This window comes from Bacillus bruguierae (assembly GCF_037104725.1).
Taxonomy (GTDB): domain Bacteria; phylum Bacillota; class Bacilli; order Bacillales; family Bacillaceae_G; genus Bacillus_A; species Bacillus_A bruguierae.
In genome coordinates this window covers 97,915-115,725 of record NZ_JBAWSX010000005.1, presented here as the reverse complement: position 1 = coordinate 115,725, position 17,811 = coordinate 97,915, and the positions used below count along the sequence as shown (strand labels likewise).

At 35.2% G+C, this 17,811-nt stretch carries 18 protein-coding genes; 4 read left to right on the top strand and 14 right to left on the bottom strand.

Annotated elements, in window-relative coordinates; translation table 11 throughout:
* Positions 1 to 235 precede the first annotated feature (235 nt).
* Positions 236 to 1,795 carry a PAS domain-containing sensor histidine kinase gene (locus tag WAZ07_RS10905; protein WP_336472462.1) on the top strand — a complete coding sequence of 520 codons (1,560 nt, stop codon included), beginning with the start codon at positions 236 to 238 and terminating at the stop codon, positions 1,793 to 1,795.
* A gap of 128 nt (positions 1,796 to 1,923) precedes the next feature.
* Here the strand turns inward: WAZ07_RS10905 and WAZ07_RS10900 are convergent, their stop codons facing one another.
* From WAZ07_RS10900 to hutP, 6 genes are all read right to left on the bottom strand, one after another.
* Positions 1,924 to 2,490: an undecaprenyl-diphosphatase gene (locus WAZ07_RS10900; RefSeq protein ID WP_336472461.1), complete on the bottom strand. Its 567-nt coding sequence runs from the start codon at positions 2,488 to 2,490 to the stop codon at positions 1,924 to 1,926.
* 345 nt (positions 2,491 to 2,835) lie between these two features.
* Positions 2,836 to 3,807 carry a formimidoylglutamase gene (gene hutG, locus WAZ07_RS10895; RefSeq protein WP_336472460.1) on the bottom strand — a complete coding sequence of 324 codons (972 nt, stop codon included), beginning with the start codon at positions 3,805 to 3,807 and terminating at the stop codon, positions 2,836 to 2,838.
* Entirely contained in the window at positions 3,786 to 5,057 is a 1,272-nt protein-coding gene (gene hutI, locus WAZ07_RS10890; protein WP_336472459.1) for an imidazolonepropionase, read from the bottom strand. The genes hutG and hutI overlap by 22 nt, the downstream gene beginning before the upstream one ends.
* A 12-nt stretch (positions 5,058 to 5,069) precedes the next feature.
* On the bottom strand, positions 5,070 to 6,728 hold the full coding sequence (gene hutU / locus WAZ07_RS10885) for a urocanate hydratase (RefSeq protein WP_336472458.1): 1,659 nt from the start codon (positions 6,726 to 6,728) through the stop codon (positions 5,070 to 5,072).
* A 16-nt stretch (positions 6,729 to 6,744) separates the two neighbouring features.
* Entirely contained in the window at positions 6,745 to 8,262 is a 1,518-nt protein-coding gene (hutH, locus tag WAZ07_RS10880) for a histidine ammonia-lyase (RefSeq protein WP_336472457.1), read from the bottom strand.
* Between the two features lie 107 nt (positions 8,263 to 8,369).
* Entirely contained in the window at positions 8,370 to 8,810 is a 441-nt protein-coding gene (hutP, locus tag WAZ07_RS10875) for a hut operon transcriptional regulator HutP (RefSeq protein ID WP_336472456.1), read from the bottom strand.
* A 395-nt stretch (positions 8,811 to 9,205) separates the two neighbouring features.
* On the opposite strand from hutP, the gene WAZ07_RS10870 reads away from it, so the two are divergent.
* Positions 9,206 to 10,156, top strand: a complete 951-nt coding sequence (locus WAZ07_RS10870) for a class I SAM-dependent methyltransferase (protein WP_336472455.1) — start codon at positions 9,206 to 9,208, stop codon at positions 10,154 to 10,156.
* A gap of 83 nt (positions 10,157 to 10,239) precedes the next feature.
* Here WAZ07_RS10870 and WAZ07_RS10865 read toward each other — a convergent pair whose 3' ends face one another.
* The 3 genes from WAZ07_RS10865 to WAZ07_RS10855 form a co-directional block, all read right to left on the bottom strand.
* Positions 10,240 to 10,806, bottom strand: coding sequence for a DJ-1/PfpI family protein (locus WAZ07_RS10865; RefSeq protein ID WP_336472584.1), 567 nt, complete (start codon positions 10,804 to 10,806; stop codon positions 10,240 to 10,242).
* Positions 10,806 to 11,381, bottom strand: a complete 576-nt coding sequence (locus WAZ07_RS10860) for an AAA family ATPase (protein WP_336472454.1) — start codon at positions 11,379 to 11,381, stop codon at positions 10,806 to 10,808. Before WAZ07_RS10860 ends, WAZ07_RS10865 begins: the two co-directional genes overlap by 1 nt.
* A 115-nt stretch (positions 11,382 to 11,496) precedes the next feature.
* Complete coding sequence (locus WAZ07_RS10855) at positions 11,497 to 12,189, bottom strand: aspartate/glutamate racemase family protein (RefSeq protein WP_336472453.1); 693 nt, start codon at positions 12,187 to 12,189, stop codon at positions 11,497 to 11,499.
* A gap of 257 nt (positions 12,190 to 12,446) precedes the next feature.
* Here WAZ07_RS10855 and WAZ07_RS10850 point away from each other — a divergent pair, with 257 nt between their 5' ends.
* Positions 12,447 to 12,746, top strand: a complete 300-nt coding sequence (locus tag WAZ07_RS10850) for a hypothetical protein (RefSeq protein ID WP_090913147.1) — start codon at positions 12,447 to 12,449, stop codon at positions 12,744 to 12,746.
* Between the two features lie 103 nt (positions 12,747 to 12,849).
* Complete coding sequence (locus tag WAZ07_RS10845) at positions 12,850 to 13,281, top strand: DUF2621 domain-containing protein (protein ID WP_336472452.1); 432 nt, start codon at positions 12,850 to 12,852, stop codon at positions 13,279 to 13,281.
* Positions 13,282 to 13,427: 146 nt separating this feature from the next.
* On the opposite strand, the gene WAZ07_RS10840 is transcribed toward WAZ07_RS10845, so the two are convergent.
* From WAZ07_RS10840 to WAZ07_RS10820, 5 genes are all read right to left on the bottom strand, one after another.
* Positions 13,428 to 13,673, bottom strand: coding sequence for a hypothetical protein (locus WAZ07_RS10840; protein WP_336472451.1), 246 nt, complete (start codon positions 13,671 to 13,673; stop codon positions 13,428 to 13,430).
* Positions 13,670 to 15,217, bottom strand: a complete 1,548-nt coding sequence (locus WAZ07_RS10835; protein ID WP_336472450.1) for an ABC transporter ATP-binding protein — start codon at positions 15,215 to 15,217, stop codon at positions 13,670 to 13,672. Before WAZ07_RS10835 ends, WAZ07_RS10840 begins: the two co-directional genes overlap by 4 nt.
* A complete protein-coding gene (locus tag WAZ07_RS10830) occupies positions 15,217 to 16,068 on the bottom strand; it encodes an ATP-binding cassette domain-containing protein (protein WP_336472449.1) in 852 nt (283 codons plus the stop codon). Before WAZ07_RS10830 ends, WAZ07_RS10835 begins: the two co-directional genes overlap by 1 nt.
* A 6-nt stretch (positions 16,069 to 16,074) precedes the next feature.
* Positions 16,075 to 16,716, bottom strand: a complete 642-nt coding sequence (locus WAZ07_RS10825) for an ABC transporter ATP-binding protein (protein ID WP_336472448.1) — start codon at positions 16,714 to 16,716, stop codon at positions 16,075 to 16,077.
* A gap of 525 nt (positions 16,717 to 17,241) precedes the next feature.
* On the bottom strand, positions 17,242 to 17,748 hold the full coding sequence (locus tag WAZ07_RS10820) for a CcdC family protein (RefSeq protein WP_090913143.1): 507 nt from the start codon (positions 17,746 to 17,748) through the stop codon (positions 17,242 to 17,244).
* Between the last annotated feature and the right edge of the window lie 63 nt (positions 17,749 to 17,811).

The following is a 17,811-nucleotide window of genomic DNA, read 5'->3' as shown; positions in this document are numbered from 1 at the left end:
CGACTTATATGTCGAAAAATTAATATATATAAGTAGAGAGAACGAGGAAATCTGGCTGCGCATAGAAACGATCAGTGTCCTTTCCTGCTCATGCAAAGCTTAAAACAAAAGGAGAAAGCACATGCAGGTCATGTCTTGCTCTGCCTTGCAGCCACTTATATGCAGGAAAATTAAAATGACTTTATATAGTATAATCATTATTTAAAATTATTATATATATGCGGAGGAATCATTGATGCAAAGGAAAAGATTTACGTCTGTTAAAAAAAGCATATATCTAAAAAGACGCGCTACTATTACAAAAAATAGAATGAAAGAGACAAGAAACACAAAACAGAGTAAAGAAAATTTCATATTAACAAAACAACAATTAGATTCACTTCTTAAAGACACAATAGATGCTATTGTTGTTCTTGATTTAGAGCTTCGTGTGATGAAAGTAAACAAAGCTTTTGAAATTCTTTTCGGCTGGACTGAACAAGAAATACTTGGAGAAATCATACCTACTATTCCGGATTTCTCAAAAGATAAATACAACAAACTATATCAAGATCTAGCACATAATAAACTGTTTACGTCGAAAGAAACAATTAGACAACAAAAAAATGGGAATTTAATACACGTCACTAATTTTATCTCCCCTATTGTAAACACATATGGAGAAGTAGTAGCGTTTGTAAGTAGCTTAAGAGATATCACAGAAAAAAAGAAAATGGAACTTGCATTAAAAGAAAGTGAAAAACGCTTACGGACTCTTATAAATGCAATGCCAGCGTTTATTCTTTTGAAAGATGAAGAAGGAAGATGGCTTGAGGCTAACGATTATGCAATTTCTAGTTTAAAATTTGAAAATGTACCGTATCGTGGTAAAAAAGATAGTGAGCTCATCCAATATAATGAATCCTATCGTAACTCCTTCTTATACTGTGAAAAATCCGATCAATATGCATGGCAGAAACAAGAGAGCATGTGTCGTGAAGAAATTATTATTCATGCTGACTCCACTCCTATCATTCTTAACATTATAAAAGTTCCTCTTTTTCATCCTGATGGATCGCGAAAAGGGATTGTCATTATGGGACAAGATATTACAAATTTAAAGAAAACCGAAGAATTATTAAAAAAATCCGAAAAGCTCGCAGTTGTTGGACAGCTAACTGCTGGTATTGCCCATGAAATACGAAACCCCTTAACCTCTTTAAAAGGTTTTTTAAAATTGCTAGAACCTGATATAAACGAAAACAACAAATGGTATGTTGATATTATGCTAAGCGAAATTGCTCAAATGGAATCTATTACAAATCAATTTATGGCAATGTCTAAACCACAAGCTATATCCATACAACCTTATCAAATCCAAACATTAATCGAGGAAGTGGTAACATTTATTTCACCAACAGCAATGATGCATAATACACATATCACCATGAATCACACGTCTTCTTTACCAGCAATTCAATGTGATGGAAATCAGCTCAAGCAAGTATTCATTAACATATTAAAAAACGCAATGGAAGCAATGCCGAACGGAGGGACTATTTCCATTCAAACAATGAACATAGAAAATCATTCTATAGTAATTAGCATTACAGATGAAGGTTGTGGAATTCCACAAGATCGCATTTCACGCTTAGGTGAACCTTTCTATAGTTTGAAGGAAAAAGGAACTGGATTAGGTTTAATGATGTGCTATAAAATCATTGAAGAGCATAATGGGAAATTACAAATTACAAGTGAAGTAAATAAAGGGACAACTGTAGATATTCGGTTACCTATATTCCGAAAAACGACATAAAAAAGAAGAGCAAACAGAAAATTCACTTTCCTGTTTGCTCTTCTTTTTTTATAAACAACCCTCCACTAACTTTCTATAATTGGAATTTACTCTAATAAGATGATACATATTTCATATTCTACTCATGGTTAACGCATTCTTACAAAAGCACAAATTCGGTTGTAGCTATGCATAACACATGAAACAAAACAATTCCATAACCAGCGAATAACGTTCACCACAATACTAGTTATACTTCCAATTAATGCGCTTCCTATAATATCAGATGGATAATGCTGCCCGCTCCAAATGCGGGAGAATCCTGTTAAAAACGCTAATAACCACATAAACCATCCTAACAAACGATTATAAAACAAAATAGAAGTTGCCACGGCAAACGAGAGCATCGTATGTTTGCTTGGAAATGAAGAATTCATTCCTGATGGAATTGGAGGTAATATATGCACATTATGATTTACAAAAGGGCGAGGTCTAAAATAAAATTGTTTTATAAAAAAATGAATAAGTAACGTTGTACATGCAGAGATTATTGCCTGTATCGTAATTTTTTTATAGAAACCACTACGAAACCACATTAAGATTAATAAAAGAACATATACATAACGCGCCTTTTGAGAAATCATTATCATAATGGCATCTACAGATGGATAACGGCCAACCAATCGGTTAATAGCTCTAAATATTTTGTAGTCCATAAGAGTATCTCCTTCAATTTCACTTCAAATATAATTCTTATTATTTCCATATAAAAAAGAACTATGTGTTAGGCTCCAAATAAAAAAATGGCGTAACTATATAAATTCATTTTAATTTTTCAACATATAAATCGCCGCTATGCAGAATACAACATAACCTGTACTTGTTTGCTCCCTTTGTTTTAAACCTCGCATGTAGCAGGAAAAGGCCCTGACCGCTCCTATATGCGGCCAGATACTCTAGTCTCCTCCCTAAAAAGAAAGGTTTTTTTAACTTGTATATAGAATGAAAAAGAGCTAACTCGTTATTCCGTTAAAACGAAATTTCGAATTGGCTCTTTTTTCTCATATATTTACTTGCTTACGTACCGTTTCACGTGACAGTAAAAAACTCATAATGACCTGTGCTGCAACGCGGCTTGTCATATCACGGAAATCAAGAGTTGGGTCGATTTCCACAATATCCATACCTGTTACAAGTGGTTCTTGCCCAAGCACTGTCATTGCATCCAGTAATGTCGTGCTATCCATACCACCTGGACCGATTGCTGGACAGCCCGGCGCAAATGCTTGATCTAATACGTCCATATCAACAGAAACATAAATAGATGTTACCCCTTGACGACGCAATAATTCAATACTTTCTGTAATGATATCTTTTATATGACGCTCTCTCACATGTTGCATCGTATATACCGTTACTCCATGCTCTTTTGCATATTCATGATACGTATGAGCATTAGAAAAGTTTCGAATTCCTATTTGTACTAATTGCTTTCCTGTAATGACATCATTCTCTAGTAAACTACGAAACGGTGTCCCGTTTGACGGCCCGCCATCTTCTAGGTTACGTAAATCATGATGAGCATCAAATTGAATAATCCCAACTTTTCCTTTACTGCTTGCAAACCCACTTATACTTGGAAAACTAATCGAGTGATCTCCGCCAAGAACAATCGGTACCATCTGTGGGTTTGATTTTGTAAGACTTTCTAGCGTTTTCGCAATGCGAACATGACTTTCTTTTATATCCGTAACGTGCATTGTAATATCACCGCAATCATATAGGACACTTTTTTTCATATCATGCTCTTCTGTAATTGCATACGTACTATACGCATCTAACATTGCTCGAATTGTTTTTGGTGCAAAGCATGCACCTGAGTGACTAATTGATGGTTTGGAAAGCGGAGCACCAATTAATGCCCCGCCGAAGATTTTTTCACTCTCATCCCAGTTCTTAATGATATCGCTCCATTTCGTTACTTCACGATCAATAAACTTTGCATTTTTCTTTAAATAGTGGTCTTGCTCCACGCTTCTTCACCTCGTGTATATGCAATATTCCCTTGTTTCCATACTGTATTTACATGGCTGACACCATAATGGTACGGTACATAGGCATAATTGTATGCATCCCACAATACGATATCTGCCTTACGCCCAACACGGATTTTCCCAGCAACATCACCGCGATTAATCGCATACGCTGAGTTTACTGTTACAGCGTTCCACACCTCTTCTGGTGTCATTTTTAGTTTTAACATTGCAATGCTCATAATAAGTTGAATATTTTCGGTCGGGCAACTACCAGGATTAAAATCAGTCGCTAAAGCTACCGCTACACCATCATCAATCATTTTACGCCCTCTAGCAAAACTTTCTTTATTTAAATAGAATGTTGTCCCTGGAAGTAATACAGCAACTGTATTCGAATTTGCTAACATTTCAATCCCTTTATCAGATGCCCCGACTAAATGATCAGCTGATGCTGCACCAATTTCTGCAGCCGCTTCTGCACCGCCAAGCGGATCAATTTCATCTGCATGAATTTTCACATCAAAACCAAGTTCTTTCGCTTTACGTAAAAATTCTTTTGATTCTTCAACAGAGAATACTCCTGTTTCACAGAAAATATCAACAAACTCTGCTAATTGTTTTTCTTTGATTTCTGGTAATAAATCGAGCATCCACTGTAAAAATTCTTTCGATTTTCCCTTATACTCTTTTGGCACTGCATGAGCTCCTAAAAATGTTGACACAACATCAATTGGATGCTGCTTCTGAACCTCTGCTGCAGCTTCTAATTGTTTCCACTCTGTTACATCATCTAATCCATATCCGCTCTTCGCTTCCATTGTTGTTACACCAAAAGATAACATGCGATCTAAATGGAATTTTGCTTTTTCAACAAGTTCTTCTTTCGTCGCTTGTTTTGTAGCATTTACAGTAGAAAGAATGCCGCCGCCTTGTTCTAAAATTTCTAAGTACGGAACGCCTTGTAATTTAAGAGCAATTTCATTTTCACGAGAACCACCAAATACAAGATGTGTATGCGGATCAACAAGACCTGGTGAAACCATTTTCCCTTTGCAATCCACAACTTCTTTTGCATATAATTCTTTTGCTTCTTCCATTGTTCCTACAAAAGTGATCACACCATTTTCAATACCTACCGCACCGTTTTCAATGACAGGAAGCGTATTCATCGCTTCCTGTCGCAGTAATCCATCTTCTTGATCCATTGTTAATAATTGGCCAATATTTGTTAGTAAAATGTCTAACATAGTTTCTCCTCCTTACTTCATCATCGGAATGTTAACACCTTTTTCTTTTGCCGTTTGCACCGCAAGATCATATCCAGCATCAACGTGACGAACTACACCCATTCCAGGATCAGAAGTTAAGACGCGCTCAATTCGTTTTGCTGCTGCTTCTGTTCCGTCTGCAACAATAACCATTCCAGCATGAAGAGAATATCCCATACCAACACCGCCGCCGTGGTGAACAGACACCCAGCTTGCGCCGTTTACACTGTTAATTAACGCATTTAAAATTGGCCAGTCAGCTACCGCATCACTGCCATCTTTCATTGCTTCTGTTTCACGGTTTGGTGAAGCAACAGATCCGCAATCTAAATGATCGCGACCGATAACGATTGGTGCAGATAATTCACCATTTGCTACCATTTCATTAATAATACGGCCAAATTTCGCACGCTCTCCGTATCCTAACCAACAAATACGTGATGGAAGCCCTTGGAATTCAACTTGGTCACGTGCCATACGAATCCAATTACATAAATGCTCATTATCAGCAAATTCACGTAAAATAACTTCATCTGTTTTATAAATATCTTCTGGATCACCAGAAAGTGCTACCCAGCGGAATGGTCCTTTTCCTTCACAGAATAGTGGACGAATAAATGCTGGAACGAATCCCGGGAAATCGAACGCATTTTTTAAGCCTTCATCGTATGCAACTTGGCGAATATTATTTCCATAATCAAATGCAATTGCACCGTTCTTTTGCATATCAAGTATTGCTTCTACATGCTTTTTCATACTTTCTTTTGATAATTGAACATAACGATCTGGATCCTCTTGACGAAGTACTGCCGCTTCTTCTAATGAATATCCAACTGGAACATAACCATTTAACGGATCATGTGCAGATGTTTGGTCTGTTACTAAGTCTGGTGTAATGCCGCGTTTTACAAGATGCGGTAAAATTTCAGCTGCATTCCCTAATAATCCAATCGAGATTGGCTCTTTCTTTTCTTTATACTCCTTTGCAACCGTTAATGCTTCTTCAAGAGATTCTGTATACATATCACAATACCTTTTTTCAATGCGGCGATCGATGCTGCGCTTATCAATGTCGATTGCAATAACAACCCCACCGTTCATTGTAACAGCAAGCGGCTGTGCTCCGCCCATTCCACCAAGACCAGCAGTAATTGTTAATGTTCCTTTTAATGAACCGCCAAAATGCTGACGTGCTGCCTCACCAAATGTTTCGTAAGTTCCTTGTAGAATTCCTTGCGTACCAATATAAATCCAGCTACCAGCTGTCATTTGCCCGTACATCATTAAACCTTTTTGCTCAAGCTCACGGAAATGCTCCCAATTTGCCCATTTTGGCACTAAGTTTGAGTTTGCTAGAAGAACGCGCGGTGCATCTTCATGAGATTTAAAAATTGCCACTGGTTTCCCAGATTGAACTAATAACGTTTCATCGCTTTCTAAATTTTTAAGAGATTCTACAATTGCATGATAGCTATCCCAATTACGAGCAGCACGGCCGATACCACCATATACAACAAGCTCTTCTGGCTTTTCTGCTACTTCAGGATCAAGGTTATTCATAAGCATACGAAGTGCCGCTTCTTGTACCCAACCTTTTGCATGTAATTCAGTACCTCTTGGCGCGCGGATTGTTTGTTTTACGTTTTCCATTGTAATCTCTCCCCTATTATAGTGTTGTATTTACATTTAAACGGTCCATTGTCCAATTTGTTGTTTTTAACCAATGAGCCGTGTTTTCAATATCTGTTGAAAAAATACGATCGTTTGTAATAGATGGTACAATTTGGCGAACTTGATGATAAAACGCTCTCGTTGACGTACTCATTTGTTCAACACCGCGATACTCAGCTGCTTGCATCGCACAAATTGTTTCAATCGCTAATACGCGGCGTACATTTTGAATAATTTGATGTGCATGACGCGACGCAATTGTTCCCATACTTACGTGATCTTCTTGATTTGCTGATGATGGAATCGAATCTACGCTCGCTGGATGAGCTAACGTTTTATTTTCCGAAACAAGTGATGCTGCTGCATATTGCATAATCATCGCACCAGATTGAAGACCTGGTTCTGGACTTAAAAATGGTGGTAAATCGTTTAACTGCGGATTGACAAGTCTCTCAATGCGGCGTTCAGAAATATTCGCAAGCTCTGCCATTCCTATTTTTAGGAAGTCCATCGCAAATGCAATTGGCTGTCCGTGGAAATTACCTCCAGAAATTACTTTTTGACCGCCCTCAAAAATAAGCGGATTGTCTGTTGCAGCATTCATTTCAATTTCTAATTTTTCTTTCACATAATTCAACACTTGCCAAGATGCTCCGTGCACTTGCGGGATGCAGCGAAGTGAATACGCATCTTGTACACGAAGTTCTCCCTGCTTTGTAACAAGTTTGCTATCATGAAGCACATTACGAATACGATTGGCAACTTCTACTTGCTCTTTATATCCACGCGCAAGATGAACGTCTTCATCAAATGCATCAATAATGCCTTGTAACCCTTCAATTGTCATGGAAGCAATTAATTCTGCTTGATAAGCAATTGCCTCTGCTTCTAAATAGGCAACAATACCTTGTGCTGTCATTGCTTGTGTTCCGTTAATAAGCGCCAAACCTTCTTTTGCTTCTAATGTAATTGGTTCTAATCCTTCTTTTGTTAGAGCGATCATCGTATGGACACGCTCACCTTTATAAAACACTTCTCCTTCTCCTAATAAAGCAAGCGCAAGATGCGAAAGCGGTGCTAAATCTCCGCTTGCTCCAAGTGAACCTTGCTGCGGAACAACGGGATGAATTTGACGATTTACTAGTTCAAGAAGCATATTTACAACAAGTGGTCTAACACCAGAAACTCCCTTCAGCATTGTGTTCGCACGCAGCACAAGCATAGCGCGTGACACTTCTTCAGAGAAAGGTTCACCAACACCACATGCATGAGATAGAATTAAGTTATGTTGAAGTGCTTTTACATCTTCTTTTTGAATAAGGACATCGCTAAATTTTCCAAAACCTGTTGTAATGCCATAAACGACTTTACCTTCTTCAACAATTTGTTCTACTGCTTGCCTGCATTCTGTAACTTTTTGCATACTATTTGGACAAGCAGTTACCTGCTCTCCTTCAAACAGTATTCGTTTCATTTCTTGTAGTGTTAATGAATGTCCAGTTAATGTAATCATGATTTTCCTCCTTTAAACAGCACAAGGGGACCTTACCTTTTTAAGACAGACTAATGTCCTAAAAAGTTGTAAGGCCCCCTTTTAACTAATTAACTATGGGCAGTTTTTTATATGTGATTAATACCTAATCCAATCGCCTCATGCTCTGATCCCTTCACAGGCGCACCTATCGTACCATATAGTGCAACAGCAATCCATTCGCCTTCTTTCTCACCGTCGTATGGCGTGCCGCGCACAATCGCAAATCGAAGCCCTACTGTACGAAGAACGTCTGCTAACTGAATTTGTCCTCTCGTTACTCCGTACAACGCTTCCATAATTGCATGGTAAAGCGCATGTGTTTCTCTGTAAACGTCTGTTTCAATAACATGGTTACTACGTGCAGCTGTTTCCATTGCAGCAACAACTTTTTGCGAATTCATTGAACCGACTTTGCCCGTACAATATTTCCAGCCCTTAGGAAGAGATAAAATCGGGCTCTCGTGTTCCTCCGCAAGTGCAAGCAGCATCGCCATGCGACCAATTCGTTGTGTTCCATGAAGAAGCATGTGACTCTCTCTTTTCTTTTGAATTGTTTAAATATTTCTTAATTTAAGAATATATGAAAACGCTTAAATCGTCAATGGTTAAATTATAATGATTTAGATAAATCGAAATTAAAAAACAGCATAAAACCATTCTTTTTCGGTGGGCGAGAGCATCTGGCCGTGCATAAAAGCGGTCAGGGCCTTTTTCTGCCACGTGCGAGGTTCAAACAAAGGGAGAAAGAAAGTAGCAGGCTCCTTTTTTCTGCATAGCAGCAATCTATATGTCGAAAGATCAAAATAGTTTCATATAGTTGAATAAAATTTGACCTGTAACATTATCAACTGTGTACACAATTTATTTACAGAAAAATTTCAAGCGTGCTATAGTCACACTAACAGTTTAGAGGAGGAGACAAATGGTCAAAAGAAAAGATATTCACTTTAGAATCTGTGAAAAATTATTAGAAAGATTTGATGCAGCTTTAACATATGAAGATCTTAACAAAACAGAGGTATTAACGCATGCCATTCAAAATTTTTGCATACAAGCGGAATCTCAAAAATTGAATGATGTAAAACGTCAATATTCAGTGAATGACCATTTACGAGTGCGAATCGATACACATCGGAGGTATGAAGAAAAACAAGTAGACTTAGACCAAAATGTAATTTCTCATTTACAATTAACTGGAACTGAGAAAATATTAGATATTGGCTGTGCGACTGGAGAATTTCTTATAGCATTACAACAACAGGGACATCAAGGCCCGCTTACAGGACTAGATCAATCCTCGACTATGATTCAAGAAGCAAAAAGGAACAGCAAAAACACAAAGAAACCTATTGAATGGATAGTTGGAAACGCAACAAAACTACCTTTTCCCGATCATTTTTACGACTGGATTGTTGCCCGTCACATGCTCTATCATGTAACCGATGTCGAAAAAACAGTTCAAGGGTTTAGAAACATTATTCGGCCAAATGGTAGCTTTCTCGCTACAACAAATTCCAATAACTCATTACCACGCATAGAAGAGATGTGTAACCGAATGTTACTAGCATTTGAATTACCTGAAAAATCACCTACAACTAGTCCATTTTGTTTAGAAAACGGTAAAGAGATATTAAGTTCGGTTTTTCCCGATGTTGAGGAAACCGTTATTCACAATGCACTTCTTTTCCATGAAGCAGCGCCTATTGTAAATTATATAGCAAGCATGTTCCCATCACTAAATATACCAGATGATTTGAACTTACATACAGAGATGAAAAAATGGTTACAAATTGAAATAGAACAGGTCTTATCACATCATAACGGTATATGGCGTGATCCGAAAGCTGTGGCGATTTATCGTTGTAGAAAATAATTGAATTTGTATATATGCTAGTAAAGCTGTCTCTTCTAAAGACAGCTTTCTTTTATAAAAAAGCTCCTTCTCTTGTCACTCTATTATTCTTTCAACACATTTTCTATCACGATATTTCTTTTCCCGCGATAAAAGTCGGATTTATGTTCTGTATATACCCCGCAATATTTAGCTATGGCAAGTCCAAAGTCAACAAATGCATGTCCTTGTGCTGTAATAATATTTTTATGATGAACTATACCTTCATATGTAAAATGAGTTTTAGAAAAACAATCTAACTTTCTATAATCTAATGTGACCGTATACGGAACATACTGTAGAATACCAGCAGCTGCTAATACAAATGGTCCTCCGCATATCGCAGCAATTAGCTTCTCTTGTTTATACATTTGACGTATGAGCTCAAATAATACTTCTGAATCTTTTACGTGCACTACATCGCCACCAGGAATAATAATTCCTTCATAATCATCTACACATATTTCACTTAATTCATAATGTGGTTGCACTTGTAATCCTGTTTCACTTACAACCATATCTTTCGTTAACCCAACTGTTTCCACTATATAAAAATCTTTCAAGACAGCAGTAGCAACTGTAATTTCAAATTCCGCGAAAGTAGGATAAATCAAAACCAATATTTTGTTCATCATCTTATAGTCTTCCCTAACCATTTTATAAAATCGTATTCTACTTCCTCTACTGACTTTACATCTACATTCAAATATGTAACTGGAAATTGTTCATACCAGCTTTTCTCTATTTCTATTAATTTCATTTGCTCTTCAAATGTGCTTCGTTGTCTTATATCAGATTCTTTTCTTTTTTGTAGTACTTCTGTTGAAGCTGTTAAATAGAAAATGGCCTGTGAGCGACATTTTCGTAGTTCTCTTAATTCATTTGACATTTCTTTTTCAATGTCCCAATCTTTCCCTATTAATTTTGGATAGTACAATGTATAAAACTCAATATCTTCTGGTCCACGATCAAAAATAGTAGTGCCATTAGATAGCTGCCGAAACTCTTCTATTTTCGCTTCGATAAAAAGTTTCTGATTTGTGATAAAACCTTCTTTCGTACCAATATCTAAATGCATTGCTTTTCTCTTTTCAACAATCGGATATGGATTTTCATATATAACCCTCATCCCTCTTTGTTCCAATCTTTTTGCTAATGTTGTTTTCCCACTCGCCATAGGCCCTTGTAATGAAATAATACGTTTCATTTCCCTCATCCTTTTTATCCAAAAGCTTCTTATCATTCTTTAAAGCTTTTAACCTAATCCTCACTTTTTGTTCACTCTTTGAGCCACTCCCTCCTTTCATATGGGTCGAATGCACTCAACCTTCTAAAGATTTATTAACAGCTTCAACAGCATGTATGAAAGTCGTATCAAATAATGGAACGCTAGAATCCTCTTGTTTAACTAATAACCCGATTTCTGTGCAACCTAATATAATTCCTTCAGCTCCGTTATAAACTAAACGCTCAATTACTTTTTTGTAGTAATCTCTTGATTTTTGAGACACTTTTCCTAAACATAATTCCTCATAAATCACTTTATTTACAATTTCTCTATCATTTTCATTTGGAACAATCACGTTTATACCATTTGATTCTAATCTGGATTTATAAAATTCCTGCTCCATCGTATATTTTGTTCCAAGTAAACCTACCGTACTAATTCCTTCCTTTTTTACTTGATTAGCTGTAGCATCAGCAATATGTAAAATAGGGATATTGATTTTTTCTTTTATGTCATCTACAACCTTGTGCATCGTATTTGTGCATATGACAATAAAATTAGCTCCACCTTTTTCTAATGAACATGCAGCTTCACCCAATATTTCACCAGCTTGTTTCCAGTTACCCTTTGATTGATAACGTTCAATTTCTTCAAAGTCAACGCTATATAAAAGGCATTTTGCTGAATGCAATCCTCCTAATTTTCTTTTTACTTCTTCGTTAATAACCCGATAATACTCTACAGTTGATTCCCAACTCATCCCACCAATAAGGCCAATATTTTTCATAATTTTCCTCCTTGTCAAAAATCTTCCTTGTTAATTATATATAATTTTCGAAATTATAAGCAATATACTTATCACCTTGTTTCCTTTTTCTATCTGTCTTATAATAAAAAACAGAGATTAAATTGAACGTATTTTTCCACTATGTAAGCTTGGAAGTCCAAGCTTACATTATTTTTTGCTTTTCCTTTTCTTTTAAAAGGAGTATACTGAAAAGGAACATATGTTCTTTTTACTACATACAGTAAGGAGTTTGAACAATGGTATACGACACAAAAGTACAATCATGGAACTACACATTGAAGCAATTACAAAAGCATTATACTGGAGCAGCAGTTGAAAATCGCAAGCAGTTTGAAGACATGGAACTAATGACTTTCTTTCAAGACAACGAATATATTGCCCTTCCTACACATATTAGCGGCTTATCAGCAGCACGCTTTACTTCTTACTCTATTTTCACTAACGATGACAAAGATCGCAAAGTTGGCACGCTTATCATTGAATATTTAGAAGATGATAATGACATATTATGTGTTGAACAATTATACTTCGTTTAACTCACCACGCTTGGTCACAATGACCAAGCGTTCTTGATTTCTATCAATTTCACTGCTTATAATACTAGTAAAGGAAAACTGCTATCATAAAGGAGGGTTCTATTTGCTCGAAGGGTGGTTCAGTTGGTTTATTGTCATATGGACGGTTATTTTACTAGGACTTATGTCCATTGGTGGATATTTTATGTTCCGAAAATTCTTAAAACGTTTACCAAAAGAAGATGGCATGTCTATTTTAGATTGGGAAGAGCATTACATTAATCAAACACGGCACTTATGGGATGAAGAGCAAAAACAATTATTAGAGGAACTTGTAAGTCCAGTTCCTGAACTTTTCCGCGATGTTGCAAAATCTAAAATTGCCGGTAAAATCGGAGAGTTAGCTTTAGAAGAGAAAGCATCGGAAATAACTGAAGATTTAATTATTAAAGGATATATTATAGCAACTCCAAAGCGAGATCACAAATTTTTAATTAAAAAGTTAAAAGAAAAGCAAATTGATTATTCTAATTACAGATCTTTGCTTGCAAAATAAGTTGTCCCCACCTATCTTCCTCGCTTCTCTCTCAATCTTGATGTTTGGGGTCTTACTGCCCACGAATAGCGGGATAAATCTATTCTTTACTTTATTAATAAAAAAAGATTGCCAATTCTACAGGCAATCTTTTTTCATTAAACTGCTTAATCTATAATATATTTTATTTCACTAGAAGTTTGTAGTACTTCATCTAAAATGCCTTGAGCTTCTATAACCCCATCCTTTAAAACAATAATCTGATCTGCCTTTTCAAGAATCATCCTCTTATTAGATACAATGACGCAACTTGCCTTATTGTTAGCAATTAACCTTGTCCACAGTAATGTTTCCGTTTTTATATCAAGTGCACTGGAAATATCATCAAAAACTAGAAGCTGTGGATCTCTCACAAACGTACGCGCAGCTGCGACTCTTTGAATTTGGCCCCCTGTAGTTTAGTTCCTTTTGATCCTATCATTGTATCTAATCCATTCTCTAATTTAGCAATATCCTTTTCTAAAACAGCAGATTTTATGGCTGCTTCTAAATCTACCTCTTCTTCTCGCAATCCTAAAAGGATATTGTTTTTCACAGTATCACTAAAAAGATTGGGAACTTGCGCGTTATATGCACTAATTGGCGGGGAAAAGAAGTGCTTTACATCATTAACTTGCTCTCCATTCCAATATACTTCTCCAGAGTCCATCGGTAAAAGTCCAATTAAGGATTTAATAAGCGTACTTTTTCCTGATCCTGTCCGTCCACAAATTACTAAAATTTCTCCTTTTTTTAATGTGAAATTTATGTTCTTTATTCCAGTTTCCAATCCACTATATAGATATGTTAATCCCTTTACCTCTAAAACTCTTAAATCCTTTTCTAGACCTTCATCATATCTCGTCACCTGACGTTGTCCATCCTTTTCATTAGAAAAATACTCTTGATTATTCTTTAAGAAGATTTCCTTATGTGTTACTAAATTTTCTGGTGCTTCTCTCATACTAACTTGATTCAGTATGTTACGATATCCAACTTTCGTTTGCTTAAAATAAACAATAAAGTTTCCTAATGACTCAATACTATCAGTAATAAAAACTAAATAGTAAACAAATATACTAAAATCACCAACAGTGAATTTACCAGTACTAATAGAACTTGCACACAAAAGTAAAATTACCCCTGTCCCTATATTTGATACATTATTATATATTGAATCTATTAATTGAGTTAACATAGAATCTTTAATCATTGCCTTATGTCTTCTTTGATTTAATTCACTTAAGTTCAACATAATATCCTTTTTAGCACCCGATGATTTAATTAACAATATAGATTCAAATATTTCTCCTATAGCTGCATTCACAGTTCCAGTTGCTTTTCTACCTTCTTCCCTATTTTTTTCGATATTTTTTTCAGACTTTTGAGCCAATAGAATCACGATCACAAGAGGTATAAAAACGAATACAGTGATTTTATCATCAATTAAAAATAAGATAACAATAGCACCTAACGCACGAATGCTTTGTCCTATTATTGTAGGTAACCAAGAAATACATGTTCCAATCTGCGACACATCATCCCTAAAAGAATTTAAAACTTCTCCTACAGGGGTTTCTATTGCTTTTCCACCATGTTTTTTTAATATAGAACTTAACATATTTCTTTTTAGTAATGTATTTATATAAAATCCATGTGTAGCCGTTTTGCTAAAATATACCCACATAATGAATATATGAACACATGCGACTACTCCCATAAGCCCTATTAGCTCATATACACCAAATATAGAAGTACTTTTCCCACCAATAACATCAAAAAATTCTTTAATAAGTATTCCTTCTATGATTGGTATACTCCCTATTACAAACTCCATCAAAATAATCACTGTGTAAAGAATTGGTTTATATTTGATCAAGCTCCATAAAAATTGACTCTCTCTTACGTTCTGCTCCATTATACAAGCACCTCTTCTACACCACGTTGAAGCAACTGATGATATTTCGTACTTTCGTCTTCTAAAAGTGTTTTTCTTTCCCCAAATTCGACTACTTTACCATTCTCAAGAAGTAAGATATCTTGCGCCCTATTAAGAGTTGAAAGTCTGTGCGCAATTATGATGCATGTCCTATTCTTTAAAAGTTTATCTAGGGCACTATCAATGAGCTGCTCAGTCGCAGAATCTACCCTTGATGTAGCTTCATCAAAAATAATAAGTGTTGGCTTCTTATGAAACACCCTAATAAATGATAATAATTGAGCTTCTCCAGATGATAAACTCTTACTACCTAGTTCTAAATAAGTATCTAATCCATTCGATAAGCTTTCATACCAATCTTGAAATCCTAATTCGTATATGATTTTTATAATATCCTCATCTTTAATATCTTTATTAAACAATGTTATATTATCTCTAACTGTAGCTGTTAATATTTGAACGTCCTGCGTTATATACGCTATATTTTTAGCAATCTCTTCTTCCCTTATTAAAGTTATATTTTTATTATTTAATAATATTTCTCCGCTTTTTATGTCATACATTCTTACAATGAGGCGAGCTAATGATGTTTTACCGCTTCCAGTATGACCTAAGACACCAAGAGTTCTCCCGCCATCTACTTGAATAGAAACATCTTTTAATACATCTATTCCTTCTTTATATTGAAAATCTACATTATTGAATTTTATATGTAATGGCTTTGAAGAATCTAATGTTTCTTCTCCATACTTCAGCGATGACTTTGTCATAAATAAATCATTTACTCTCACAAAACTTGCCCCTGCCACCTGCAATTCTTGAATATTCACTCTAATTTACTCAATTGGTCTTCTTAAAATCTGTGTATAATTAAATATTAAGTAAGCTGTTCCAATTGTTATAACACCTTTTGTCCATAAATATGTAGATACTGAAAAAGCGATTATCGTTCCAACAGCAAATATTGTGATTGTTACTGACCACATAGTAGCCCACGTTAATCTAGCCTTCCGAAATACAGGGAATATTCTCCTATTTAATTTATAAAAATTATCCATCACATACTCTCTCGCACCACTAGAAGCAATATCTTCTGTACTGGAGATATTCTCTCCTATAAATCCACTTAACTCTGCATTTACTTCACTCGATTTTACCCAATGATTTTCAGTCTTTGACTTTACCTTCCATAAAAGAACTATGGCAAAAATGGTAAGACTTATACCAATAAGAACATTTTCATAAAAGAGAATAATTAAAGTTCCTAATAAAAGGATGAAATTATTTAGTACATTTAAAAATATCTTTGAAAATAAATCAAATAATTTTGATACATCTCCATCTACTCTTTCTAATAATGCGCCTGGTTTATTTTCTTTGTGAAATGACATATCTAAATTTATACAATGCGTAATTAAATCAGTTCGTATATCATTAGTAGCTTTCCAAGCCACCTTCTCTCCTATATAAGTTATCAATAGACTAAGTCCTTGTGCCAGAAAAGCAAATAAAATAAACAGCAAAGCAGCAAAGCAGCAAATGTTAAATTTTTAGCCTCACTCCCTTTTGCGGCCTCATCTATAAAATATCTTGATATTTGAGGATTTATGAGCAGAAGTCCAATATTAACTGCTGATATCAATAACAGAAATGAAACTGTAAGTTTTTGTTTGCTTACATACTTCCAAAAGAAAGTCATATTTATTTTTTTATGCGTGTTCATTTTTCCCATCCTTTACATAACGAAAGTAGATGCATTCTCATGTTAAATCTACTTATACAGAAGAATACCCCGCTTTGCTTTTTAAAAAATATAAAATTCTAAATATTCATTTTACAATATTAGCATAAAATTCCATAGAATAAACTGAAAAATCATTTTCAAATCGGTATTTACTGAAGCTTATATACTTGTGGACATTTAATGTTCCAAAAAACCCTCAAATTTCAAAAAAAACAGCGTCTATACTAGACACTGTTTATACATAGAAAATCTCTAATCTTTACGTTAACTTCATATCTTTTTCATTATAAAAATCTTCTTGTTTTTTCATTTCCTTTTGCAATTTCGTAAAGGAACGATACATTGCAATGCGCCAAGATATAATCATGGCAAACGCAAGTAGAAAGAACATGCCACTCAGTTGTCCTATATCAAGTGACTGACTTAAATATGATTTAAATACAATACGAACAACAAGTAAACCGATTAAAATAAAGACAAACGCTTTAGAGCGTTTTAAATAAATCTCTTGTCCACGTATTTCAAATTTTGACGTTTTAATAAGAAAAATTGAGAAAATTAATCCTACAGCAACTGCTTCTAATATTTCTGATGTTGTTAAGCGAAATTCAGGAAACAGATACATACAAGCTCCTGTACTCATAAAGATTGGTGGAAGCACAATTTTTTTCAAAGTTGCTGGTTTCTTTGCCGCCTTCAAACGAATAAACATGACTCCAACAGCCATACAAACTGCAAGAATACTTGATAAGAGAGCTAAATTCATTCGCACTCACCCTTTGTTTTGGAAATATCAAAAATATAGTATCATTATATGTATTTTTGTTAG